This is a genomic window from Proteiniclasticum sp. (assembly GCF_003514505.1).
Classification (GTDB): domain Bacteria; phylum Bacillota; class Clostridia; order Clostridiales; family Clostridiaceae; genus Proteiniclasticum.
The window spans coordinates 27,140-50,691 of the sequence record NZ_DOPX01000012.1; the positions used below are offsets into that span (position 1 = coordinate 27,140).

General features: G+C 42.1%; 22 protein-coding genes. All 22 read right to left on the bottom strand.

The genetic code is table 11. The features are described from left to right. Positions 1-10 precede the first annotated feature (10 nt). The 22 genes from DEF30_RS03475 to DEF30_RS03580 all read right to left on the bottom strand — a co-directional run bounded on the left by DEF30_RS03475 (position 11) and on the right by DEF30_RS03580 (position 23,518). Positions 11-301: a DUF503 domain-containing protein gene (locus tag DEF30_RS03475; RefSeq protein ID WP_294096554.1), complete on the bottom strand. Its 291-nt coding sequence runs from the start codon at positions 299-301 to the stop codon at positions 11-13. After that, entirely contained in the window at positions 298-1,695 is a 1,398-nt protein-coding gene (locus DEF30_RS03480; RefSeq protein ID WP_294096556.1) for a CPBP family glutamic-type intramembrane protease, read from the bottom strand. Before DEF30_RS03480 ends, DEF30_RS03475 begins: the two co-directional genes overlap by 4 nt. Before the next feature lie 112 nt (positions 1,696-1,807). Next, on the bottom strand, positions 1,808-2,902 hold the full coding sequence (ychF, locus tag DEF30_RS03485; protein ID WP_074910165.1) for a redox-regulated ATPase YchF: 1,095 nt from the start codon (positions 2,900-2,902) through the stop codon (positions 1,808-1,810). Between the two features lie 128 nt (positions 2,903-3,030). Further along, positions 3,031-3,474 carry a DNA starvation/stationary phase protection protein gene (locus DEF30_RS03490; RefSeq protein ID WP_294096559.1) on the bottom strand — a complete coding sequence of 148 codons (444 nt, stop codon included), beginning with the start codon at positions 3,472-3,474 and terminating at the stop codon, positions 3,031-3,033. Positions 3,475-3,591: 117 nt separating this feature from the next. Beyond that, positions 3,592-4,035 carry a DNA starvation/stationary phase protection protein gene (locus DEF30_RS03495; RefSeq protein WP_294096561.1) on the bottom strand — a complete coding sequence of 148 codons (444 nt, stop codon included), beginning with the start codon at positions 4,033-4,035 and terminating at the stop codon, positions 3,592-3,594. A gap of 128 nt (positions 4,036-4,163) precedes the next feature. After that, the gene (locus tag DEF30_RS03500; RefSeq protein WP_294096563.1) at positions 4,164-4,811 is read right to left on the bottom strand and encodes a cyclodeaminase/cyclohydrolase family protein; all 648 of its coding nucleotides are present in this window, start codon (positions 4,809-4,811) and stop codon (positions 4,164-4,166) included. A 118-nt stretch (positions 4,812-4,929) separates the two neighbouring features. Next, positions 4,930-6,408, bottom strand: coding sequence for a histidine ammonia-lyase (gene hutH, locus DEF30_RS03505; protein WP_294096565.1), 1,479 nt, complete (start codon positions 6,406-6,408; stop codon positions 4,930-4,932). Positions 6,409-6,603: 195 nt separating this feature from the next. Further along, a complete protein-coding gene (gene aspS / locus DEF30_RS03510; RefSeq protein ID WP_294096568.1) occupies positions 6,604-8,394 on the bottom strand; it encodes an aspartate--tRNA ligase in 1,791 nt (596 codons plus the stop codon). Beyond that, complete coding sequence (gene hisS / locus DEF30_RS03515; RefSeq protein WP_294096570.1) at positions 8,394-9,650, bottom strand: histidine--tRNA ligase; 1,257 nt, start codon at positions 9,648-9,650, stop codon at positions 8,394-8,396. The genes aspS and hisS overlap by 1 nt, the downstream gene beginning before the upstream one ends. A 6-nt stretch (positions 9,651-9,656) precedes the next feature. After that, positions 9,657-11,030 (bottom strand): coproporphyrinogen dehydrogenase HemZ, encoded by a 1,374-nt coding sequence (hemZ, locus tag DEF30_RS03520; protein WP_294096572.1) that lies wholly within the window; start codon positions 11,028-11,030, stop codon positions 9,657-9,659. A 57-nt stretch (positions 11,031-11,087) separates the two neighbouring features. Then, positions 11,088-11,687 (bottom strand): MBL fold metallo-hydrolase, encoded by a 600-nt coding sequence (locus tag DEF30_RS03525; RefSeq protein WP_294096574.1) that lies wholly within the window; start codon positions 11,685-11,687, stop codon positions 11,088-11,090. Between the two features lie 12 nt (positions 11,688-11,699). Then, complete coding sequence (dtd, locus tag DEF30_RS03530) at positions 11,700-12,149, bottom strand: D-aminoacyl-tRNA deacylase (RefSeq protein WP_294096576.1); 450 nt, start codon at positions 12,147-12,149, stop codon at positions 11,700-11,702. An 8-nt stretch (positions 12,150-12,157) separates the two neighbouring features. Then, complete coding sequence (locus tag DEF30_RS03535; RefSeq protein ID WP_074910190.1) at positions 12,158-14,362, bottom strand: bifunctional (p)ppGpp synthetase/guanosine-3',5'-bis(diphosphate) 3'-pyrophosphohydrolase; 2,205 nt, start codon at positions 14,360-14,362, stop codon at positions 12,158-12,160. Positions 14,363-14,456: 94 nt separating this feature from the next. Further along, positions 14,457-14,975, bottom strand: coding sequence for an adenine phosphoribosyltransferase (locus DEF30_RS03540; protein ID WP_294096579.1), 519 nt, complete (start codon positions 14,973-14,975; stop codon positions 14,457-14,459). A 21-nt stretch (positions 14,976-14,996) separates the two neighbouring features. Further along, a complete protein-coding gene (locus tag DEF30_RS03545) occupies positions 14,997-15,755 on the bottom strand; it encodes a hypothetical protein (RefSeq protein WP_294096581.1) in 759 nt (252 codons plus the stop codon). A gap of 148 nt (positions 15,756-15,903) precedes the next feature. After that, positions 15,904-18,015 (bottom strand): protein translocase subunit SecD, encoded by a 2,112-nt coding sequence (gene secD, locus DEF30_RS03550; protein WP_294096583.1) that lies wholly within the window; start codon positions 18,013-18,015, stop codon positions 15,904-15,906. Positions 18,016-18,131: 116 nt separating this feature from the next. Continuing rightward, positions 18,132-18,404, bottom strand: coding sequence for a preprotein translocase subunit YajC (gene yajC / locus DEF30_RS03555; protein ID WP_294096585.1), 273 nt, complete (start codon positions 18,402-18,404; stop codon positions 18,132-18,134). Positions 18,405-18,500: 96 nt separating this feature from the next. Beyond that, the gene (tgt, locus tag DEF30_RS03560) at positions 18,501-19,646 is read right to left on the bottom strand and encodes a tRNA guanosine(34) transglycosylase Tgt (protein WP_294096587.1); all 1,146 of its coding nucleotides are present in this window, start codon (positions 19,644-19,646) and stop codon (positions 18,501-18,503) included. Positions 19,647-19,659: 13 nt separating this feature from the next. Then, complete coding sequence (gene queA, locus DEF30_RS03565) at positions 19,660-20,688, bottom strand: tRNA preQ1(34) S-adenosylmethionine ribosyltransferase-isomerase QueA (protein ID WP_294096588.1); 1,029 nt, start codon at positions 20,686-20,688, stop codon at positions 19,660-19,662. A 15-nt stretch (positions 20,689-20,703) separates the two neighbouring features. Then, complete coding sequence (gene ruvB / locus DEF30_RS03570) at positions 20,704-21,723, bottom strand: Holliday junction branch migration DNA helicase RuvB (protein ID WP_294096590.1); 1,020 nt, start codon at positions 21,721-21,723, stop codon at positions 20,704-20,706. Between the two features lie 10 nt (positions 21,724-21,733). After that, positions 21,734-22,327, bottom strand: coding sequence for a Holliday junction branch migration protein RuvA (gene ruvA, locus DEF30_RS03575; protein WP_294096592.1), 594 nt, complete (start codon positions 22,325-22,327; stop codon positions 21,734-21,736). A gap of 168 nt (positions 22,328-22,495) precedes the next feature. After that, positions 22,496-23,518, bottom strand: a complete 1,023-nt coding sequence (locus DEF30_RS03580) for a peptidoglycan bridge formation glycyltransferase FemA/FemB family protein (RefSeq protein ID WP_294096594.1) — start codon at positions 23,516-23,518, stop codon at positions 22,496-22,498. Positions 23,519-23,552: the final 34 nt, after the last annotated feature.

A 23,552-nucleotide genomic window follows, 5' to 3' on the forward strand; every position in this document is an offset into this window, starting at 1 on the left:
CGTTTGCCTCCTAATAATTTTCTCTGTAGTATTCTTCCCCCATCAGCTCCACATCGAACTGCTGGAGTAAAAACTCCGTAATACTTTGTAGCGTGGACTCTACCATATCTTTGGATGTGGATATCACCGACAAAGCTAAAACAATACTCTGGTGCACATCCTGATGATCTGCTTCTATCACCGAAACATTAAACTTGGATCTTACCTTCGATTTCATGCTGGAAACAATGCTTCTTTTTTCTTTTAACGAATGGACATACGCGACTCTGAATGTGAGCACAGCCACTCCTTCATGTATCATCTGAAAAGCACCGCCCTGCATGGAGAAGCTTCCGCTCCCTCAATCTTCAGAGGCAAAACCGCCAATCTGTATATACCAGGCTCCACATGACTGAGTTCCAGATTCTCCAAAATTATTATATCACTTTCAAGAAGTAATTTATGCAATGGATATGGATAATCTTGTTCGATGGATTCATGAACTGTACCTATCAGCTGAACTCCGTTTTTCAGAAACATCCGCGCTCTATCTTCTGTGAGATATCCTTCTTTTGAAAGGATATTTTTTACGCCATAAGGGATTGGGTCTTGAAAACTCGACACCACAGCCGTTTCACCAAAAAACCTCTCCAGTTCAAAATCATCTGCTGTTTTCCCATTTTCGATGAAGTGTGACGGAAAATCCATATGGGTTCCCGAATGGGTGCTAAGAGACAACTTCCTGAGAGAGAACCCGTCCTGGGAAATGCTGTTTTTTTCTTCCACAACCACTTCCGGGTCTCCTGGGTAAACCTCCATACCATGGCTGATGTGTTTTGTGATATCAATAATTTCCTTCTCTGCCTCCTTATCTCTTTGGCCAATGTCTCCTTCTTGATTGTGAGATAACCTGAAAAACGGGGTTCTCTCTCTGATGCTGTCCCAGTTTTTTATAAGATAGCGAGCAAAAAGAATGGTAATAATACCATTGGCCAAAAGAAGCAGGACTCCCAATACACTCACCAGTGCACTTGTTTCGGACGTCTGCGCCAGAAGTAATGGCATCACAAATGCAATGAAATTATTGAATGCATGAGCTCCCATGGCGAGATACAAGTTTCCGGTTTTATGGTAAATAAAGCAGAGCACGAATCCAATCACGGCAGTAGGCACCATGGTTTCCGCATGAAGAAATCCAAAGATGAGAGACGATGTAATCATCGCAAACAGCGTGCTTTTTCTTTTGGCGATGAGATTGAATAAAATCCCTCTAAATAAAATCTCTTCCACAATGGGCGCAAGCACCACAATGGCTAAAAAGATCATACCAATCTGCAGATATCCAGCCTGTTCTATCATCAGCTCGATCGATTCCGATGCCCCCAGATAAGATTCGAATAGGCTCGGGAATAAAAACTGAATCACCAGTCCATAGAGCACACTGACCAGACTGCCAATAAAAAAGGGAGCCATCATAAGAGGCAGCGAAAATGTCTTTTTATCACTCGTGAGCACCTTTTTTTGCTCCTGACTTGTCAGCCCCCGATTAAAAAAGGCAAAGAACAGTACTACATAAAAAAGAATCTGCAATATATAGATCAAGTTTTGAGGCGCTCCAGATTCACCCACGATCACCACCAGCAGAATATAGGAAAAAAATACCCCAAATAGAAGCAGGAGAAATTTAGTTACGCTCATATTTCTAAACTCCGTCATGATTGTTCCTCCACATATCTTTTTATCTTATAGTTTCAGTATATCAAATAGAGTTCTATCTGAATATAAGAAAAAACCTGAGTATTGCTACACAGGTTTTCCATACGTAGAATTAGACATTGAATCTGAAATTCACCACATCGCCTTCTCGCATCACATATTCTTTTCCTTCAATTCTATATAAGCCCTTTTCCTTTGCGTGGGCTTCAGAACCAGATTCCATCAGTGCATCATAAGAGATGACTTCAGCTCTGATAAAGCCTCTCTGGATATCAGAGTGGATCTTTCCAGCCGCCACAGGAGCCTTTGTGCCAACTTTAATGGTCCAGGCACGGATTTCCTGAGGTCCTGCCGTAAGAAAGCTCATGAGCCCCAGAAGTCTGTAACTTTCCTTAATCAGCCTGTCCAGTCCAGTCTCATTGATTCCGTACTCTGCCAGCATCTCAAGTTTTTCATCATCCTCAAGACCTGAAAGCTCCTCTTCCAGTCTTGCACAAATGGTCACAAGTCCTGCATTCTCGTCTTTAATATACTCCCGGACTCTTTTGACCAGATCATTCTCTTCCCCGGACATCAGATCCTCTTCAGAAATGTTCGCTGCATACAGCACTTTTTTTGAAGTAAGAAGAAACAGTCCTCTGATCACTTCCTCTTCTTCCTCAGTGGCATCAAAAGTCCTCACAGGGAAACCTGCTTCCAGATGCGCTTTGATTCTTTCCATGAGATCATACTCCGCCTGTGCTGTTTTATCGCCAGAACGTTTCAGCTTCATGGCCTTGTCCATTCTCTTCTCCAAGGTTTCCAGATCAGAAAAAATCAGTTCGAGATTTATGGTTTCAATATCTCTGATTGGATCCACATTACCTTCCACATGGACAATATTATCATTTTCAAAGCAGCGCACCACATGAATGATGGATTCCACTTCTCGGATATGGGAGAGAAACTTGTTGCCCAGCCCTTCTCCCTGGGATGCTCCTTTTACAAGTCCTGCAATGTCATAAAACTCTACATGAGCATACACTTTTTTCTTTGAATTATAAAGCTTCTCCAGCGCATCAAGTCTTTCATCTGGTACTGTTACAACGCCAACGTTAGGCTCAATTGTTGCAAATGGATAATTTGCAGCTTCTACTCCAGCCTTGGTGATCGCATTGAAAAGAGTACTCTTTCCCACATTGGGCAATCCTACAATTCCTAATTTCATACATTTATTTCCTCACTTTTCTCTATTACATCTAGTCAATTATACAGATGATTAGATGATTAATCAAGAATACTAAGGAAAAACCCCGGCGGGTCAGTAAAACTGATGCGCCAGGGTAACAGCTCTTCCTATGCTAATGTGGAATTCAGCATCCAGAGTTCTTTCTGGTAATATGCTGTAAACTCATTCATAATGTCTACAGTCGGATCATCTCCAGCCTTCTCTGCTTCTTCCTTAACTTCCAGAGTCAGGTTCAGAAGATATTCAAAATCCTTCTTCACAACCTCAACAAATTCAATGTCCTTACCAAACTCTTCGGAGCGTTCTTCAATCTTTGCAATCTCCAGAACACCTTTTAAAGATGCAACAGGCTTATATCCAAGCTGAAGCATTCTTTCTGCCACTTCATCCATATCTTCTGTCACTTTGTTGTAGTATCCCTCAAAAAGCTCGTGCATTCTATGGAACTGCTTTCCAGTCACATACCAGTGTACGTTATGAAGCTTTGTGTACATCACTGTAAGATCTGCAACATACTGATTCAGTTTTGTTTCCAACTTTGTTTTTGCCATTATTTATTCCTCCATTACTCTACAGTTACTATAATCTGTTCGAAGTGCCTTTGTTCACTTACCTCTTATTATCAGTAGGAGGTAAGTAGAAAGCCCCCGCTAAGGGGGCTGGTCATATTAAGCTAATGTAGCCTTGATCATCCAAAGCTGTTTCTGATAATAAGCAGTGAACTCATTCATGATGTCTACAGTTGGATCATCTCCAGCCTTGTCTGCTTCTTCCTTAACCTCGAGTGTAAGCCCAAGAAGGTATTCAAAGTCTTTTCTGACGATCTCAACAAAATCAAGATCCTTTCCAAACTCTTCTCCTCTTTCTTCAATCTTTGCGATTTCCAGTGCACCTTTCAGTGTAGCTACGGGTTTGAAGTCAAGCTGAAGCATTCTCTCTGCTACTACATCCATGTCTTCAGTGATCTTGTCATAATACATTTCAAAAAGTTCATGCATTGCGTGGAACTGTCTTCCTTCTACATACCAATGCACATTGTGCAGCTTTGTGTACATTACTGTAAGATCTGCAACATACTGATTCAGTTTGGTTTCTAAATTTGCTTTTGCCATAATTTACCTCCAATAATTAGAACAGTTTCTAATTTATAATGATTATTAATTTGTTATCTTTATAATACACGAATCTCTATTAATTTGCAAGTGCTTTCCGTGGATTTTTCGTAAACAAAGTATAACAATTATTGACGACCATAAATTTTGTCAATGACCACAGCAACGATATCCTCTTTAAGGTTCTTTGATTTTTCAACAATATCGTCTGTTTCCTGTTTCATTCTGATATTTTCATCATTGACTTCAGATCCAGCCAAGTTGATGAACACATTGAGAGCCGCTCCTTCAATGGCACTATGAATCAGGATCGCTGCTACTCCCGCATCTGAAATCGCATTTTTGTTTCCAAACTCTGTGGCAATCTTCAATGCATCATACATAGCAAAGGATTCATGAACCAACTCTTTTGGAATCTCCAGCACTTTCACTTTGGAGCGGTCGATTGCTCCTTTACGAAGCGATTTCTCATCCTCGGTTGTTTTAGCCATGGAAAATGCATCCATAAGCTCATCAAATGCACTGGCATCTTCCTGCATAAGTTTCAGATACTTTTCTCTAAATGCATCTGTCTTTTCCCTGGCTTCTTTCATTGCTTGTATGACGGATTCAGGATAATCCTTAGATACTTTCTTATCAATGGTCAGATTAAAAACCATAGAAGTAAGTGCCGCCGCAAGAGATGCGCTCAATGCCGCCGCAGCTCCACCCCCAGGTGTTGGTTTTCCTTCTCCGAGCACTTTTGTAAAATCATTGATGGATAATTCTCTTAACACAAAATCACCTCTTATCTATTATTGTAGTACTTCCTCTTGTTAAAATCATCTGCATTTCCTGATATTAATGGAACATTATCATAATATTAACATAAAGTAGTATTTTTATCTAATTTTGTTACAGTACTGTATTCAATATCTCATAGACTTTATTCATTTCCTCATGCATGATTACATCCTTCTCCAGAAAAGGTACAACGCCTCTGATTTTCTCATAAATCGGAGCCGTACCTTCCCCCAGTGTATAACCATGACGGAAATCAATGGCCTGACAAGCGGCAAAAGCCTCAATGGCAAGGACTCTTCTTGTATTTTCTACAATCTCACGTAATTTTCTCGCTGCAGTATTTCCCATGGATACATGATCCTCCTGATTGGCAGAGGAAGGTATCGAGTCTACAGAAGCTGGATGTGAGAGCACTTTATTTTCAGAAACCAAAGCCGCTGCTGTATATTGGGGAATCATAAAACCAGAGTGCAGGCCTCCAGAAGGAGCCAAAAATGCAGGCAGATCATTCAGCTGGTAGTTCACAAGTCTTTCCAGCCTTCTTTCAGAAATATTCGCCAGCTCACTGACCGCAATGGCAAGGTAATCAAAAATAAGGGCCATGGGTTCACCATGGAAGTTCCCTCCAGAATAAATTTCATCTTCACTGAGTACTATGGGATTATCTGTTACCGCATTCAGCTCTATTTCAATCTTCTCCCTTGCAAAGTCCAGGGTGTCTAAGATTGCACCATGAACTTGGGGAATACACCGGATGGAATAGGCATCCTGAACACGAATATCATTCTGCTTCGTTACAAGAGTAGACCCTTTCAGTATTCTCAGAATCTCTTTTGATACTTCAATCTGACCTTTGTGGCCTCGAACCACATGCAGCCTCTCATCAAAGGCTGTGGTAATTCCACGCAGTGCCTCCATGGTCAGCGCAGCTGTGTGATTTGCTGTCCTCAACGCTCTTTCAGCATCATAGAACGCATGAGCTCCAATGGAAGTCAGCGCTTGGGTTCCGTTAATGAGCGCCAACCCTTCCTTCGCTTCCAGCACTACAGGATGGATGCTTGCAAGATTCATCGCCTCTCTGGATGGCATGATTTTCCCGTTGTATTCAGCCATCCCTTCTCCAATCAGTGTGAGCACCATGTGCGCCAAAGGCGCCAGATCTCCAGATGCACCTAAGGAGCCCTTCTCGGGAATCACAGGGTGCACTCTCTTGTTCAGCATCTCAAGAAGAGTTTCAACGGTTTCCAGCCTGATTCCTGAAAAACCACGAGCCAGTGCGTTGACACGAAGGAGCATCACACCGCGTACCTCTTCAGTTTTCATCGGATGACCTACACCACATGCATGAGATACGATGAGGTTGCGTTGAAGGTCCTTCAGTTCGTTCACACTGATTTTAACTTCAGAAAACTTACCAAACCCTGTATTAACACCATAAACTGCCTGAGTGCCTTCAGCGGCTTTCTCCAGCGCTTTTCTTGAATGCATGATACGGTTTCTAGTATCCACACTCAGGGAAACTTCCTCGTTTTCTCTAGTGACACGGATAAAATCCTCCAGTGTCAATGTTCCATTTTCTATAATAATCATCTTCCACCTCCCATACTCCCATCATAATATGAAACCGTTTAATTTTCCATAGAGCTTTAACAATCTGATGGAAATAGTTCAATAAATCATCTGTCAATTCTCAAACCCATAAAATATTATCCGAATATTCGAAATCTGATAACTTGCAGTAAAAAAGAGCAGAGGAAGCACTGGGGCTCCTCTACTCTATGCTGTTTATTCCTGTTCAGATATTTTTGAGATTTCAATGCCCAGTTCCTGGAGCTGAACCTCATCCACTATGTTCGGTGCTTCGGACATCGGATCAAATGCATTCTGATTCTTAGGGAACGCAATCACATCCTTGATATTTTCGGTTCCTGCAAGGAACATCACCAGTCTATCCATACCAAAGGCTAATCCACCGTGTGGTGGTGGACCATATTTGAATGCTTCCAGTAAGAATCCAAAACGAGCCCAAGCCTGTTCCTGGGAAAACCCTAATAAGGTGAACATTTTTTCTTGAAGCTTGCTGTCATGAATTCTGATGGAACCGCCACCCAGTTCTTCCCCATTGAGGACCATATCATAGGCTTTCGCACGTGCTTTTCCTGGATCTGTATCCAATAAATGCAGATCTTCTTCCATAGGACTTGTGAATGGATGGTGAAGCGCTACAAATCTTCCAGCCTCTTCGTCTCTTTCAAGAAGCGGGAACTCTGTGACCCAGGCAAACTTAAACTCTTCGGCCCCTTCAAGCAGACCATACTTCTTTGCAAGATCCAGCCTCAATGCCCCCAGGGATTGGAAAACCACTTCGTCCTTGTCTGCAACGATAAGGATAAGATCTCCTGTCTTGGCTTCCGTTCTCTCGATGATTGAAGTGATTTCTCCTTCTGAGAGGAATTTAGAAAGTGCTGTTTTAACCCCTTCTTCCTTCAACTGAATATAAGCCAGTCCTTTCGCTCTGTAAGTCTTTACAAACTCACCCAGTCTGTCAATGTCTTTTCTGCCCATGGAAGCTCCACCGCTTAGTGTGATGGCTCTCACGCTGCCATTGGCATCCAGTGCATTTCTGAAGACAACAAACTCTGTGTCCTTTACAAGATCAGACAGATCTTTCAGTTCCATTCCGAATCTGAGATCTGGCTTATCAGATCCAAACCGTTCCATGGCATCTTTGTATGTAAGCCTTTCGAACGGGAGCACCACTTCTTTATCCAGAACTTCTTTAAAGACTCTTTGCACCAGTCTTTCATTCAGTGCAATGACATCTTCAACTCCAACAAAACTCATTTCGATGTCAATCTGAGTAAACTCAGGCTGTCTGTTGGCTCTCAAATCTTCGTCTCTAAAACACTTGGCAATCTGAAAGTACTTATCGAAACCAGCAACCATGAGAAGCTGCTTGAAAATCTGAGGGCTCTGTGGCAATGCATAGAAGGTTCCTGGATAATTTCTAGAAGGAACCAGATAATCTCTTGCCCCTTCTGGTGTGCTCTTGTTGAGTATTGGTGTTTCCACTTCCAGGAAACCTTCCTGGTCCATGAAGTTACGGATAGAGATATACGCTTTACTTCTGATTTTGAAGATTTTCTGCATATCTGGTCTTCTCAAATCAAGATATCTGTACTTCAGACGGATGTGTTCCGAAGCATCGAGATTTTCTTTGATGTAGATGGGTGGGGTCTCAGATTCAGAAAGTATCTTCAGTTCTTTGGCGATCAGTTCCACTTGGCCAGTGGGAATGCTGTCATTAACTGATTCTCTTCTCTCCACTACACCTCTAACCAGAATACAATATTCTGTTCTCAGAAGATCCGCTTTTTCATAGGCTTCCTTGGCTGCTTCTTCACGGAATACCACCTGAAGGATTCCTTCGCGGTCACGTACATCACAGAAAATAAGAGCTCCTAAATTTCTTCTTTTCGCTACCCAGCCTGTTACGATGATTTCCTGCCCGATCAGGCTCTCATTCACATGACCTGCCATATGGGTTCTTCTTAATTGACCTAACATTTCTCCCATTATGATCCACTCCTCATGATAATCTCTTCAATTGCTTCAGGTGTCAGCGGCACTTCTACCTGTTCACCATTTTCCATGTTTTTAAGTGATGCTTTATTGTTAGAAAGCTCTTCTTCACCAAGTATCATCGTGAAACGAGCTCCAATCTTATTGGCATATTTCATCTGCGCTTTCAGCTTTTTACCCATATGATCAATATCAGCCTTTAGTCCTCTGCTTCTGAGACTATGAGCCACTGAAGCTGCTTTCAGGCTTTCTTCTGGTCCCATGGAGGCAATGAACACATCCAGTCTAAGAGGTTCTGGAATTACGATACCTTCATCCTCAAGTGTCATCAGGAGCCTCTCCAGCCCAAGCCCAAAGCCAACAGCCGGCATAGAAGGTCCGCCAATCTCTTCAATGAGATAGTCATATCTTCCTCCGCCACATACTGTAATGTCTTTGTTCACTATCTCAAAAACAGTCTTGGAGTAATAATCCAGCCCCCGGACAATCCCCTTATCCACTTCATAGGCAATACCCATGGCTTCGAGATAGCTTTTCAGCTGTTCAAAGTGAGTGCTGCATTCATCACATACGTGATCCAGAATGAGAGGAGCGTCTTTTACAAGAAGCTGACAGCTTTTTTCTTTACAGTCTAGAATTCTCATTGGATTTTTATGAAATCTATCCTGGCACACTGTGCATAAATCATCATAGTGAGGGGTCAGATAGTCCTTTAGCAGTGTGTTATAGTCTCTTCTGCACTCCGGATGACCAATGGAGTTGATCTTTAAGGTCAATCCCTTGATGCCCAGCTCTTCAAAGGCTCTCATGGCAATGGAAATAACCTCCGCATCTGCAGATGGTTCCTTGCTTCCGAAAAGTTCGACTCCAAACTGGTGGTGCTGACGGAGTCTGCCCTTTTGAACATTCTCATACCTGAACACAGGTGTGAAATAATACAGTTTTGTCGGTTGAGCATCCGCATACATAGAGGATTCAACAAAAGCACGAACCGCAGGAGCAGTCCCTTCCGCCTTCAGCGTAATGCTTCTGTCTCCTTTGTCCAAGAATGTATACATCTCTTTTTGCACTACATCTGTAGTTTCACCTACTCCTCTTGTAAAGAGCTCCGTGCTTTCAAACATCGGTGTACGGATTTCACGGAACCCGTAGGTATGTGCAATCCCTTTCAGGTGCTCTTCGATATAATGCCATTTATATGCATCCATTGGAAGCATATCTTTTGTGCCCTTTGGCGCTTGCAGATCCATAATTTTTCACTCCTTTTGGAGGAACTGAAGTTTTTTCTCCATCATTTCCTCAAATCTTTCTGTATAATCATTCAGGCCTTTGAAGTTCGCAAACCGTTCAATTTTCCCATCCTTCACCTTCTTGGTTACGCCGTCCGCGCCCATGGCAATGATGGTCTTCACCTCTTCAATCATGACCATATTATAATAATTTTCAAAGCCTTCCCTTGCATAACCGACATTTTCATGATTTCCCACCATATTTTTCTGACGGTACATGTAGTAGGGCTTTAAACCCATTTTTCTTGCACATTGATCCGTTGCAGCATACATTCGGTTCATTTCTTCCTGCTGAGGAAGCTGATACTTCTTTTCAAGAATGAAATCCTCGTAGAGAATCGAAGCCCTCTTGATTGCCAGTCCATGCACAGTAATACTTTCCGGTCTCAGCATTTCAATATCAGCCAGCGTGTTTTCCACATCCATGAAAGTTTCTCCCGGGAGACCAAGAATAAGATCCATATTTATATTGTCAAACCCCATATCTCTGGCCATCCCGAAAACTGAAAGCACTGTCTCACGATTGTGGTTTCTTCCAATGATTTTAAGAGTTTCATCTTTCATACTCTGAGGATTGATGGATATTCTTGTGGTATGGTGTTTTTTCATGCTCTGAAGCTTTTTCGCTGTGATACTGTCTACTCTTCCAGCTTCCACAGTAAACTCCCGGATTGGATGCATGCTTAAGAACAGCTCATCGATAGACTCCATAACCTCTTCAAATTCTTCATCTGATACCGCAGTGGGTGTGCCACCCCCAAAGTATATGTGCTGAACCGTAATATTCTGTTCTTTAAGATATGCTGAGATCTGCTGCATTTCCTTCTTCAGCAGCTCAAGATACAGATCCTTATACCGGTTTCCATGATACACATTGGAGGCAAATGAGCAGTAGACACATCTGGAGGGGCAGAAAGGCATACCGATATAAAGATCGAAGGAATCCTTCGTATCCACACTATGAAGAACTTCTGATTCCTTAAGAGCAACCTCATAGGCAAGAAGAATCTTATCCGCATCCGCCAAGTACTCTGCAGTCATTTCTTCCACAATTTGTTCTTTCGAATAGCCTTTTTCTATGAGCTCTCTCATTATTTTAGAAGGTCTTATGCCGATGAGAATCCCCCAAGGCAAGTGCTTTCCGGTTTTGCTGCTGAGCCTTTTGAAAAGAGCTCTTCTCATGATATTCAATGTTTCATCTGGGTAAGCTAAGGACTCTTCTTCCTTAAAGAACTTGATTCTGAGCACTTCTCCCGAGACAAACACTTCGATATCTCCCTCTTTTATATCATCCTCATCCAGATACTGAATCTGAGAGGCAGGATAAAACAGTGTAGTCATGTGATAAACATGATACCTGAGACTGTTGTTGCTTTTCACATGAATCATCATCGTCACCTATCTGAGATATCCATTGAATGCTTTTTCCATGGCAAGGGTGGTTTCAGGTCCATGTCCAGGGAAGACTCTCGTTTCACCAGGAAGCTTCATCAGCTTTTCCTTAATGGAATAAAGGAGCTCCTCCATATTTCCTCCTGGCAGATCAGTTCTGCCAACGGAGTTCTGAAAAAGCACATCGCCAGAGAAGAGCAGTCCATCCACATAATAGCTTAAGCTTCCCCTGCTGTGGCCAGGAGTTTCAATAATCTCCACTTTTTTGCCCGAAAAGATGAACTCATCTCCTTCTTTCAAGAAGTAGTCCGCTCTTTTCATTTTTCCGAAAGCCATTTTTCTTTGCTCAATGAATTTCATATCTATTTCACTGATATAGACCGGTACAGAGAACGCCTCTCTAACAGCATCTACAGCACCAACATGGTCCACATGGCCGTGAGTAAGAAGTATCGCCTTCAAATTTATTTTCAGGCTTTCCAGATATCTCACAAGAGACTCCCCCTCATCACCTGGATCGATGATCAGAGCATCCCTCGTGGTGTCATCTATAAGGATATAGGCATTTTCCTGGTAAACGCCTAAAACGGTTTTTTTTACTAACATGTGATCTCCTTCCTAAAAGGTCTTTCTGCTGTCAAGAAGTATGGTTACTGGCCCGTCATTTTCAATAAGAACCTTCATTTCTGCGCCAAAGACTCCAGTTTCAACCGTATATCCGCTTTCTCTCAGGTGATGGATCATCTGATGATACATCTGCTCTGCGTCCTCACCTTTAGCTGCCTGAATAAAACTTGGTCTTCTTCCCTTCCTCGCATCCCCATACAGAGTGAACTGGGAGATCAGGAGTATTTGTCCGCCAACTTCCTGTAGAGATAGATTCATCTTCCCTTCAGAATCCTCAAAGACCCGAAGGCCCTTGATTTTCTCAAGAATATATTTCATATCCTCTTCTGTATCATCATCTTTGATACCCACCAGAACATTGAACCCTTTTCCGATTTTTCCAACACGATGCTCTTCCACCAGAACTTCTGATGCAAGAACTCTTTGGATTACTGCACGCATTTCATCACCTACACATTTCCTATTCTAAAAGCATCCACCACGCTTGAGAGTTTTCTTAGTCTCTTCAGGCATTCTTCCAAAAGATTGATGTCTCTAATTAATAGAGACAGATGAATCATTACGGATGCATCTTTTCTGGTTTCCACATTCATAGCATTCAACGGAATCTTCAGCTCATTAATCAGAGCGATGATATCCGAAACCAGGTTTGGTCTATCCAAAGCATGGATCTGAACACGAGCGCTGTAAAGCTCCTGACTTTCTTTTTCCCATGATACTTCCACGATTCTATGGGTTTTGTCATTCTTGATGGCATCGATATTCGCACAGTCACTTCGGTGTATGCTGATGCCCCTGAAGTTTGTGATAAATCCAATGATCTGATCTCCCGGAACCGGATTACAGCACTTTGCAAAGCGAACCTGTACATTGCTCATACCGGCAACAACCACACCAAAATAGGACTTCTTCTTCGCTTTCTCTTTTTTCTTCTGAGCATCAATCATCTTTTCCGCTTCAAGAAGAGAGAGTCTGTTGTCTTCGTTGATTTTCGCCTTTTTTTCCTCTTCCAGAAAATCCTTGAGCGCTGTAACGATGGTGGATGGAAGCACCTGACTGGCTCCTACCACAACATAAAGGTCATCCATATTGTTGCCATGATATCTTCGAATCAGCTTATCCAGCATCTCTCCTTTCGCGATATCCGCAAAATTGCGATCCTGTTTCTTCGCCTCTTTTTCAAGAAGTTCTTTTCCACGCTGAATGTTCTCTTCTCTTTTTTCTTTCTTGAACCACGCTTTGATTTTTGTTTTCGCCTGATTGGAAGTAGCAATATTCAACCAGTCAATATTGGGCCCTTTCGGTTTGGATGATGTTATGATTTCAACAATTTCACCCGTAGCCAGTTTGTAGTCCAATGTGACCATATTTCCATTGACTTTTGCTCCGATTGTACGGTTTCCGACATCCGTATGAATCCGGTATGCAAAGTCTATGGGTGTTGCTCTGAAAGGCAGATTGATTACTTCTCCTTTTGGTGTGAAAACAAATATCTCATCACCAAACAGATCAATCTTGAATGCTTCCATAAATTCTTCCGCATCAGAAGTCTCTTTTTGCCATTCCAGCATGTCGCGCACCCAGATCAGTTTCTGGTCCATGGTGTCTTTGGGTGCCTCTTTCGAGGAACCCGTCTCTTTATACTTCCAATGAGCTGCGATACCATATTCTGCGACCCTATGCATTTCATAGGTTCTGATCTGGATCTCAAAAGGCTTTCCTTGAGGCCCGATTACAGTCGTATGGAGACTCTGATACATGTTGGGCTTAGGCATGGCTATATAATCTTTAAAACGTCCCGGAATCGGTTTGTAAATCGTATGAACTATGCCCAGTGCCGCATAACAGTCTTTGATAGAGTCCACAAGAACGCGAATCGCCGTGAGATCAAAAATCTGGTCGATGTTCTTGTTCTGTGCCATCATCTTTTTATAAATGGAATAAAAATGTTTTGGTCTTCCGTCAATATCACATTCAATGCTGGCGCTCTTCAGTTTACCCACAATATCATCCATGATCATATTGATGTAAGCTTCACGCTCTTTTCGTTTTTCAGCGATCTGATTCACCAGGTCATAATACTCTGTAGGATACATATAGCGAAAAGCCAGATCTTCAAGTTCCCACTTGATTCTGAACATACCTAAACGATGGGCGAGGGGCGCATAAATGTCGAAGGTTTCTTTTGATTTCTCCCGCTGCTTGTCTGGCTGCATATATCGGAGTGTTCTCATATTGTGCAAGCGGTCTGCAAGCTTGATGAGAATGACTCTAATGTCCTTTGCCATGGCAAGGAGCATCTTTCTGACATTATCTGCCTGTTCCTCTTCCTTGGATTTATATTTGATTTTACCGAGTTTCGTCACACCATCCACCAGCTCAGCAATCTCAACACTGAACAGTTCGGCAATCTCGTCAAAGGTGTACTTGGTATCCTCGATGACATCATGAAGAAGCCCGGCCACCACGGTGTTGGTATCCATTCCCATATCCACAAGAATGGAAGCTACCTCCACGGGATGAGTCACATAAGGCTCTCCAGAGATTCTTCTCTGGTCACCATGTGCTTCAGAAGCCAGATTATATGCTTTTATGACCAGTTCCTTATTGATATTGCCTGCTTTATCAATTTTCTTCATTAAATCGTAGAGCATATTTCTTCCTCATTTCTACAGAATTGTTATACTTTGAAATATGGCATAGGCTGGTACGAAACCAGCCTATTAGAGTATGTATTTACTTCACGGATTAAATGTCGTACTGTACCATGGATTCAACATGGTATCCTTCCAGTTTGTCTCTGCCTTTCAGTTCTGTAAGTTCTATCATGAAATCAATGGAGGCAACTTCACCGCCTGCCAGTTCAATAAGCTTTGCGCACGCAGAAATTGTTCCTCCTGTAGCAAGCAGATCGTCCACAAGTGCTACTCGGTCCCCTTTTTTGAAGGCATTTTTATGAATCTCCAATGTATCTGTACCATACTCCAGATCATACGTGATGGAGACCGTTTCTTGAGGCAGCTTACCTGGTTTTCTGATGGGAATGAATCCAACACCCAGCGCATAGGCAAGGGGCACTCCAAAAATAAACCCTCTGGCCTCAGGACCTGCGATATAATCCACCTTCAGTTCCTTGAGTTTCTTTGCCATGGTATCTATCAGTTCCTGAAAGGCTTTTCCGTCACCAATCAGTGGTGTGATATCTTTAAAACTGATCCCTTCCTTGGGAAAATTCGGGATGATTGCAATCTTTTCTTTAAAATCCATAATAACCCTCCATAGGTTTTTTCAACTGTTGATTAAGTATTTGGCTATCTGCTCTGCACGATGAATATCTTCTGTAGTCAGCAGTTCAATGATGATTCTTGCATTGTCTACCATGGACCAGGGATTATCTTTCGGTGTCAGAAGATCCTTTATTACCGTATCTCCTCCATCTGCCATGTTTTTAATAGAACGGATTCCATAATTCGTAGATACTCGAAGTCTGTTTAGTCCCATTTTCAAAAGTTCATCATCCTCATTATTGTCGTCAGAACCTAAATATACCAGATCAGTATACCTGTATATATTTCTTGTGTCATAGTTCATGGAAAGATCCTTTGCAAAAGCAAACACATTTTTCATCAATGTGGCTTCAAAAATTTCGAAGCTGTACTCCACAATACCATCTCCATGGCCCAATGTGACAAAGTCTTTCCCAGAATCCTTGAGCGTTGTATGCACTTTTTCTGTGAACGATCGGTCCAGAGAAAGCATCACACCAGGATTGTAAAAATTGAGATGAGTTTTGACATCACTAATGAGACTCTCACGATTTCCTCCTTGCGGAATCAGGAAATAGTCAAAGTCTGCATTAAAGTACCGGAGCACCAGAATCAGCATTGCAATGCTGCAAATCCCCTCACGGTTTCCTTTGCCGTATATGATGATTTTTTCTCGGCTGTTCACAGCCTCCATGATTCTTAATATTGCCTTATGGGTATATTTCACAGAACTTACATTTTCGGGACCGCGAAATATTGCCCTAAGATACGTACTCACCATATGCATCCCTCACCTAATGAAACAACTATTATTATAATACAAAAACCAGCTCTTCACAATGAAGAACAGAAACCTTTGGGATTGAAGAAAGGTCACTTGGAGAAGTGACCTTTCTCATATCTACCTAAAATTTTCTCGCTGTTGATCTCTATTTTTTGATCTTATGTACTCTATCTTCCAAGCTGATCCAGAATGGGGATGCAACGAAGAAGGTAGACAATCCGCCGACCATGACGCCAATGGATATTGGCAGGGCAAAATCTCTGATCTGAGGCACAAATATCGCAACAGACAGAATTGTAAAGAGCGTTGTCAGAAGTGTACCTACAGATCTGGAGAAGGATTCACCCAAGGAGAGATTGATGATCTCCTTATTAGATAACCCTGGGTGAAGCTTCTTGTTTTCTCTGACTCTGTCAAAAACAACTATTGTATCATTGATGGAGTATCCCAAAATAGTGAGAACCGCCGCAATAAACGGTGTATTCACAGAAATCCTAGCTACAGCATAGATTGCAATCAGGAAGAAGATATCATGAACCAAAGCAAGGATTGCTGCAAATCCATAATTTTTCTTGAATCTGAAAGAAATATACACAAGCATCAACGCTGCGGCAATAACGACCGCTTTCACTCCACCTTCTGTCAGTTCTCGGCCAATGGAAGCCCCGATCTCATCCAGTGTAATAATACTGTCTTCTTTTAAAGAATACTTTTCCTGAATCTGTTCCACCAGCTCATCAATGGTCTCTGTAGAAAGAGACTGGCTTCGCACTTCAATCTGAGTGTTGTCCACAACCTGTGTCTGAGCTTTGTCATCGTAAGTTTTGACGATTTCATCAATTTCAGTCTTGTCAAACTCCTGTCCGATTTCCATCACAAGTCTTGTACCACCTGCAAAATCCAGGCCTAAATTCAGCCCTTGGGTTGCCGTGAAGAAGATACCGATGGCCATAATAGCTGCAGATATGACTCTCCAGTATTTTGCCAAAGCAATGAAGTCTCTTTTCTTCTTAGGCGCTGGGTTGGATGAAACGCCAAAGTGTTCCGGCTTTGCGAGGAATCCCATGGAAACCCCCATCCAAAGCAGTCTTCTTGTAATCACAAGTGCTGAGAACATGGATATCACGATACCAATCATTAAGGTCAATGCAAATCCCTTCACTGCACCGGATCCAATATAGTAAAGAACCAGACCTGCAATGATTGTAGTGATATTAGAGTCAATGATAGAGCTCATGGCATTGCTGAATCCAGATTTTATTGCTTTTGGAATATCATTTGTAACTGCCAGCTCTTCTCTGATTCGCTCAAAGATCAGAACATTGGCATCCACAGCCATACCGATGGTAAGGAGGAACCCTGCAATACCTGATAATGAAAGTGTAGCATCGATGGCATAGAACACGAATAACAGAAGCCATACATAGAAACCTAGTGCTACGGAAGCAAGGAAACCTGGTCTTCTGTACTTTATCAGCATGAACAGCACAATCAGCGCAATACCGATGATTGATGCAGTGAGAACATCTCCCATAACACCAGCACCAAGACTTGCACCGACAGTTTTCACTTCAATGGCTTTGACTGGGTATGGAAGAGCTCCAGAGTTGATGATTCCTGCTAGATTCTGAGCTTCCGCTACGGAGCTCATTCCTGTGATAACCGCCTGACCACCACTGATCACGTCGTTCACCATTGGATTTGACAGCTGTTCTCCATCCATATTAATGGAAATCTGCTTTCCTCTGAATTCTGTAGTTGCTTTTTCAAACTTTTCTGCACCAACTTCATTCAATATGAGAGATACCACAGGCTGGCTGTTGGAGTCCAGCATACCGGATGCAGACTGCACATCACTACCTGTGAGTATTACATTGCCCTCAGGATCCTTAAATGTCAGTTCTCCTGTTGTCTGAAGATTTGTAACGATATCACTGGAATTGTAAACCCCAGGAATATCAATTCTGACACGTTTCTCTCCTTCGGTTGTAGAAACTGTTTCACTCACACCAATTTTATTCACTCTAAGGTCCAGAAGTGTCTTAATGGAAGAAAGCTCCTCCTGTGTGAGTTTCTCTGCCTGAACTTCCATCACCACTGAGACTCCACCTTGTAGATCCAGCCCTCGATTGATGACCTCACCAAAAGATTTAAAACGGTAGCCTCCCACCGTTAGCCCCTCTACAGCAGTAAAGGAAAGGAATGATAATAAGACTAAAATAATGACAAATAAAGATATACTGCCTTTTCTTTTCATCGTGAATTTACCTCCGATTTCTAATAGAACCATATTTTAGCTGTGTTTAGTCAAAATCAAAGGGCAGGCGAAACGCTGCCCTTTTCTGACTTTATGTTTTCACCTTGTCCCAGGTATTATTCAGCAACCTCTGTACGAACTGACGCAACAGCATTCTTGGAGAATTTGATTTTTGTTCTGTCTGATCCTGTCTCCAAGGTAATGGTCTCTTCATCCAGTTTCACAATTTTTCCGATGATGCCGCCTCTTGTTGTTACCTCATCATTGATCTTCAGTTCACTGATCATCTTGGTGAACGCTGCCTTTCTTTTCTTCTCTGGAAGAAAGAGCATGAAATACATCAAACCAAGCATGAGAATGATGGGGAGTAATTGTCTTACGATATCCATAATTAAGCCTCCATTGTTTAATACTACTATTATAGTGAATTTTGTATGAATAAGAAAGATATTCAGGTAAAGTTCTTCAATAAACTCTGATTATTTCTATTTTTCGACAGGTTCTTGTCCTCTGGACCACTCCGAAAGTTTATTCTCTTTAAATTCATGAAATCTGTCCTCATCCAGTGCTTTCCGGATATCTTCCATGAGCTTATTGTAGAAATAAAGATTATGAAGCACACAAAGCCTTAAGGCCAGCATCTCTTTCGCTTTAAAAAGATGTCTGATGTAGCTTCTTGTATAATGCTTGCAGGCTGGACACTCACACCCTTCATCAATTGGCTTCTCATCCATCTCGAAGCGCTTGTTGTTCAGATTGATTTTACCCCTGGAAGTGAATACATGTCCATGTCTTCCGTTTCGCGCTGGAAGAACACAGTCAAAGAAATCCACGCCTCTTTCCACAGACTCCAGTATGTTTTCAGGTGTACCAACCCCCATGAGATAAATGGGTTTGTCTTGAGGAAGATGAGGAACTACCACATCCAGAATCCGATACATTTCCTCGTGAGTTTCTCCTACTGCAAGACCACCGATGGCATAACCATCCAGATCCATTTTCGAAATTTCCTTGGCATGGGCAATTCGGATATCCTCATAAGTGCCACCTTGATTAATGCCAAATAGCATCTGCTTCTTATTGATTGTATCCTCTTTTGCATTCAGCCGGTCCAGTTCGTTTTTCGAACGCACAAGCCATCTTGTGGTTCTTTCCACTGATTTTTCCACATACTGCCGTTCTGCAGGCAGTTCAATGCACTCATCAAAGGCCATGGCTATGGTAGAAGCCAAATTCGACTGGATTCTCATAGACTCTTCTGGCCCCATGAAGATGGAACTTCCATCAATATGTGAGTTGAAGGTAACCCCTTCTTCTTTGATCTTTCGGATCTTTGCCAGGGAAAAGACCTGGAACCCCCCTGAATCAGTCAGAATGGGTCTATCCCAGTTCATAAACTTATGGATACCCCCCATTTTTCTCACCAGCTTATCTCCTGGTCTAAGGTGAAGGTGATAAGTATTGCTCAGCTCTACCTGACACCCTATTTCTTTAAGATCCATGGAAGAAACAGCACCTTTGATCACCGCTAGAGTTCCTACATTCATAAATACAGGTGTTTCTATCGTTCCGTGAGGCGTTTCAAACCGCCCTCTTCGCGCTCTTTTCTCAGTTTTTAACAATGTGTACATTTATCCGTTCACCCTATTCCTTTATCAACATCGAATCTCCAAAACTAAAGAACCGATATTTCTCTTTTACAGCAGTCCTATAAGCACTCATTACATTTTCCTGACCCGCTAAAGCAGAGACCAGCATAATTAGTGTGGACTCAGGCAGATGGAAGTTCGTAATGAGGCAGTCCACACATTTGAAGTGATAACCCGGATAGATAAAGATCTTTGTATATCCGGAGGCTTCACGTACAAATCCCTTCTCATCTGCGATGGTTTCCAAGGTTCTTGTGGATGTGGTGCCTACAGAAATAATTCTTCTGCCTTCATTTTTGGCATTATTGATGATTTCCGCATTCTTTGCATCGAGACTGTAGAATTCTTCATGCATATCATGGTTTTCCACAGACTCAACCTTCACTGGCCGAAATGTGCCCAGCCCCACGTGAAGTGTTAAGAAAGCTGTCTGCACTCCCATACTCTGCAGCTTATCTAAAAGCTCCTTCGTAAAATGCAATCCAGCTGTAGGTGCTGCAGCAGACCCCTCTTCTCTGGAATAAACCGTCTGATATCTTTCTCTGTCTTCCAGTTTCTCTTTAATGTAAGGTGGAAGAGGCATCTCTCCCAGACGGTCCAGGATTTCTTCGAACACACCATCGTAAAAGAACTTTACGATTCTGTTTCCATTCTCAAGAACATCCAGAACTTCAGCCTTTAGAAGTCCCTCTCCAAATGTGAACTTGGCACCTTTACGTGCTCTCTTTCCTGGTTTCGCCAAGCATTCATAGGTATCCAGCATCTTTCTGTTCAGAAGCAGGAACTCTATTTTCCCTTCTGTATCCTCCTTGACTCCAAGAAGCCTTGCAGGAATCACCCTGGTGTCGTTGAGGACGAGAACATCACCCTTTCTCAGAAAGTCCGGCAGATCCCCAAAATGCTGATGGTTGATCTCACCCGTTTTCTTATCCAGAACCAGCAGTCTGGATGAGTCTCTTTTCTCCAAAGGGTGTTGGGCTATAAGCTCTTCAGGCAAATCAAAATAAAAATCTTCAACTTTCAACTTTTTTCCTCATTTCTACAGTAAACTTTGTTGGCCTCTTTGATCTTTTTTCACCCCGAGGTGTTCATAGGTCTTATCGGTCACCACACGGCCCCGTGGCGTTCTCATGATAAATCCCTTCTGAAGAAGATAAGGTTCGTAAACATCCACAATGGTGTCTACTTCTTCTCCGATAAAAAATGACAGAGTCTCCGCACCAACCGGACCACCGTTGAAATGGTGCACCATGGCTTCCAGAATTTTACGGTCTATACGGTCAAATCCTTCATCATCCACATCTAATAGCTTCAGTGCCATTTCAGCAGTTTCGTCTGTTATGATGTTCTCACCTTTTACCTGAGAAAAATCCCGTACCCGTTTCAAGAGCCTGTTTGCAATTCTCGGTGTTCCTCTGGAACGCCTTGCGATGGAGAGCGCCCCTTCATCACTGATCTCAAAATCCAGTATCCTGGCACTTCTTACTATAATCTCCTTGAGTTCTTCGTTGCTGTAATACTCCATGGAAAGCTGAACACCAAAACGGTCCCGAAGCGGTGAGGTTAGAAGACCAATCCGTGTGGTTGCACCAATCAGCGTGAATCTTGCTAAATCCAGTCGGATGGACTTCGCCTGAGCACCTTTTCCGATGACAATATCCAAGGAGTAATCTTCCATGGCCGGGTAAAGAATCTCTTCCACAGTTCTGGACAGACGGTGTATTTCATCGATAAAAAGAACATCTTTGTCTGTAAGTGTTGTCAAGATCGATGCGAGATCCCCAGCTTTTTCGATGGCAGGACCAGATGTGATTTTTAAGGTGCCTCCCATTTCCCGTGCAATGATATTCGCCAATGTTGTTTTTCCAAGTCCGGGCGGTCCATGAAGAATTACATGATCCAGAGATTCCTCTCTTAATTGCGCCGCTTTAATAAAAACTTTCAGATTATCTTTGACCTTCTCCTGTCCGATATATTCTGAGAGCTTTAAGGGTCTTAAGGAATATTCGTTTACTATATCCTCCTCCATGAACTCAGAGGTTATCACGCGTTCATTCATTTTTTCTCTCCTAATTCATCAGATATTTCAGGGCATCCTTTAATACATTTTCAATGCTCTGCTCCCCATTGATTTCTTCCAGCGCTTTACTTGCTTCACGTTCAGAATAACCCAACGTCATCAGCGCCGCCAGTGCTTCATTTGCAATACTATCTGATATTGCTTGTTTCTTCTGATCCTCATCCAGGGAGGACAGATCTTCAATATGGATCTTTCCCTTTAATTCGAGTATGAGACGTTGAGCAATCTTCTTGCCAATCCCAGGTGCTTTCATCAGCAGAGACTCATTCTCATGCACTATGGCATACTTCAGGTTCTCAGGCGCACTGGCGGAAAGAAGTGATAATGCAGCTTTTGCTCCCACTCCATTTATCGTGATCAGGATTAAAAACAATTCCAGCTCCTCTCTTGTTGAAAATCCATATAAGCCAATGAAATCCTCCCGGACAATCTGTGTAAGAAACAAGGTCACTTCCTCATTGGTTTGAGGCATCATCGCCATGGTATACCCTGATGTGAAAATCTTGTATCCTATTCCACTGTTTTCCACGGTCACATAGTCTTTAAAAATACCGACAAATCTGCCTCTAACATAATCGTACATTCCCATTCCTCCACATAATTTCTTTATTATCTTATCATGATTCTATTGAAATATAAATCAGATGATCTACGAGTTCAAGTCTCCCGAGTAATGAAATAAATCGTTGCCAAGTGGATGGATCACTCAGCAACGACTCCTCCAAGCCTATTATTGAAAAACAAATGTCTGTTATTTGCTGTTGAAAGCTGAATAAAGATCCTCGTTGAAAACCACATCAAGCTCTCCAATGAACTCTTTGTGACCATCACCACCACAAAAGTTATACTTGAACATATATAGTCCATTAGATGGTTCGAAATCAAAAATCCCGCCCATATCGTACTGTTTGTATCCGTTCCTTATTGCATAAAGTATAGCTTCATAGTTCATCTGAATGCTTGCATTCAAGTTGCGTTTGTTGTTGGAGCTTGCAGCATATATATAAAAGGATTTTTTATTGTATGAAACCACTATACAAGTTGAAAGAACCTCATTTTCATCATCAAAGGTTTCAAAAATACAAGCATCGCTATATGCGTTCATCAATCTTACAAAGTACTCTTTTGGCCGATAAAGAATCCCCTGCCTTTTGGACATGTCTACGGTTAAACTATAAAATCGATCCAAAGCTTCTTCAAACATTAAATCAGAGACTCTAATGATCCGGGTATTCAACCCATTCTTATAGGTTTTTCTGATTTTTGTACGTTGATTGCTTGAAAAAACCTTCATGACCTCCTCTTCACTTATGTCCTCCAAATCTAAAATCATGTTATGCTTTGGATTTGTAAACACCTTAATATTCTCCTGTTCATTTGAACGGAAAGCATATCCTAAGCTGCGGTACTTCTCCACTAACTCATGATCTTGCATCACTTCAGGGTCCATTCTCAGAAAAAAACCATTGCGTTTTTTTACAGCAGGCATTGCTTCCTTTATGAGCTCCTGTACAGTTTCTATATCATAAAAATCACATACTGGACCTCTTGGTGCATACATAAATGCATTCTCTCCATCATTCTTCACTGATAATATGGATAAAGCCGCCCGAATATCTCCGTTCTCATCTTCAAGATAAACATAATCCGCATCCCAGTTGTTCTTCACTTCTTTCCATCCCATGGATTGGAGCATATGCCCATATGGACTTTCTTTCACATAGTTCTCATATTTTTTCACCATAATATCATTACTCAAATCTAATACCGGCATCAGTGTCCTCACTTTCATCCTTATATTCGTTCTA

What these genes read in the sequence shown, in the direction of transcription:
- DEF30_RS03495 (WP_294096561.1), bottom strand. Translation starts at nt 4,035, where the DNA reads ATGGCAAAAGCAAATTTAGAAACCAAACTGAATCAGTATGTTGCAGAT.
- DEF30_RS03490 (WP_294096559.1), bottom strand. Translation starts at nt 3,474, where the DNA reads ATGGCAAAAACAAAGTTGGAAACAAAACTGAATCAGTATGTTGCAGAT.
- ruvA (WP_294096592.1), bottom strand. Translation starts at nt 22,327, where the DNA reads ATGTACGATTATGTTAGAGGCAGATTTGTCGGTATTTTTAAAGACTAT.
- DEF30_RS03580 (WP_294096594.1), bottom strand. Translation starts at nt 23,518, where the DNA reads ATGCCGGTATTAGATTTGAGTAATGATATTATGGTGAAAAAATATGAG.
- ruvB (WP_294096590.1), bottom strand. Translation starts at nt 21,723, where the DNA reads ATGAATGAACGCGTGATAACCTCTGAGTTCATGGAGGAGGATATAGTA.
- yajC (WP_294096585.1), bottom strand. Translation starts at nt 18,404, where the DNA reads ATGGATATCGTAAGACAATTACTCCCCATCATTCTCATGCTTGGTTTG.
- hemZ (WP_294096572.1), bottom strand. Translation starts at nt 11,030, where the DNA reads ATGACTACACTGTTTTATCCTGCCTCTCAGATTCAGTATCTGGATGAG.
- DEF30_RS03535 (WP_074910190.1), bottom strand. Translation starts at nt 14,362, where the DNA reads ATGCTCTACGATTTAATGAAGAAAATTGATAAAGCAGGCAATATCAAT.
- tgt (WP_294096587.1), bottom strand. Translation starts at nt 19,646, where the DNA reads ATGTACACATTGTTAAAAACTGAGAAAAGAGCGCGAAGAGGGCGGTTT.
- secD (WP_294096583.1), bottom strand. Translation starts at nt 18,015, where the DNA reads ATGAAAAGAAAAGGCAGTATATCTTTATTTGTCATTATTTTAGTCTTA.
- aspS (WP_294096568.1), bottom strand. Translation starts at nt 8,394, where the DNA reads ATGGGAGAAATGTTAGGTCAATTAAGAAGAACCCATATGGCAGGTCAT.
- DEF30_RS03480 (WP_294096556.1), bottom strand. Translation starts at nt 1,695, where the DNA reads ATGACGGAGTTTAGAAATATGAGCGTAACTAAATTTCTCCTGCTTCTA.
- DEF30_RS03540 (WP_294096579.1), bottom strand. Translation starts at nt 14,975, where the DNA reads ATGGATTTTAAAGAAAAGATTGCAATCATCCCGAATTTTCCCAAGGAA.
- hisS (WP_294096570.1), bottom strand. Translation starts at nt 9,650, where the DNA reads ATGGATCTGCAAGCGCCAAAGGGCACAAAAGATATGCTTCCAATGGAT.
- ychF (WP_074910165.1), bottom strand. Translation starts at nt 2,902, where the DNA reads ATGAAATTAGGAATTGTAGGATTGCCCAATGTGGGAAAGAGTACTCTT.
- dtd (WP_294096576.1), bottom strand. Translation starts at nt 12,149, where the DNA reads ATGCGTGCAGTAATCCAAAGAGTTCTTGCATCAGAAGTTCTGGTGGAA.
- DEF30_RS03525 (WP_294096574.1), bottom strand. Translation starts at nt 11,687, where the DNA reads ATGTTAGTAAAAAAAACCGTTTTAGGCGTTTACCAGGAAAATGCCTAT.
- DEF30_RS03475 (WP_294096554.1), bottom strand. Translation starts at nt 301, where the DNA reads ATGATACATGAAGGAGTGGCTGTGCTCACATTCAGAGTCGCGTATGTC.
- DEF30_RS03545 (WP_294096581.1), bottom strand. Translation starts at nt 15,755, where the DNA reads ATGGTGAGTACGTATCTTAGGGCAATATTTCGCGGTCCCGAAAATGTA.
- hutH (WP_294096565.1), bottom strand. Translation starts at nt 6,408, where the DNA reads ATGATTATTATAGAAAATGGAACATTGACACTGGAGGATTTTATCCGT.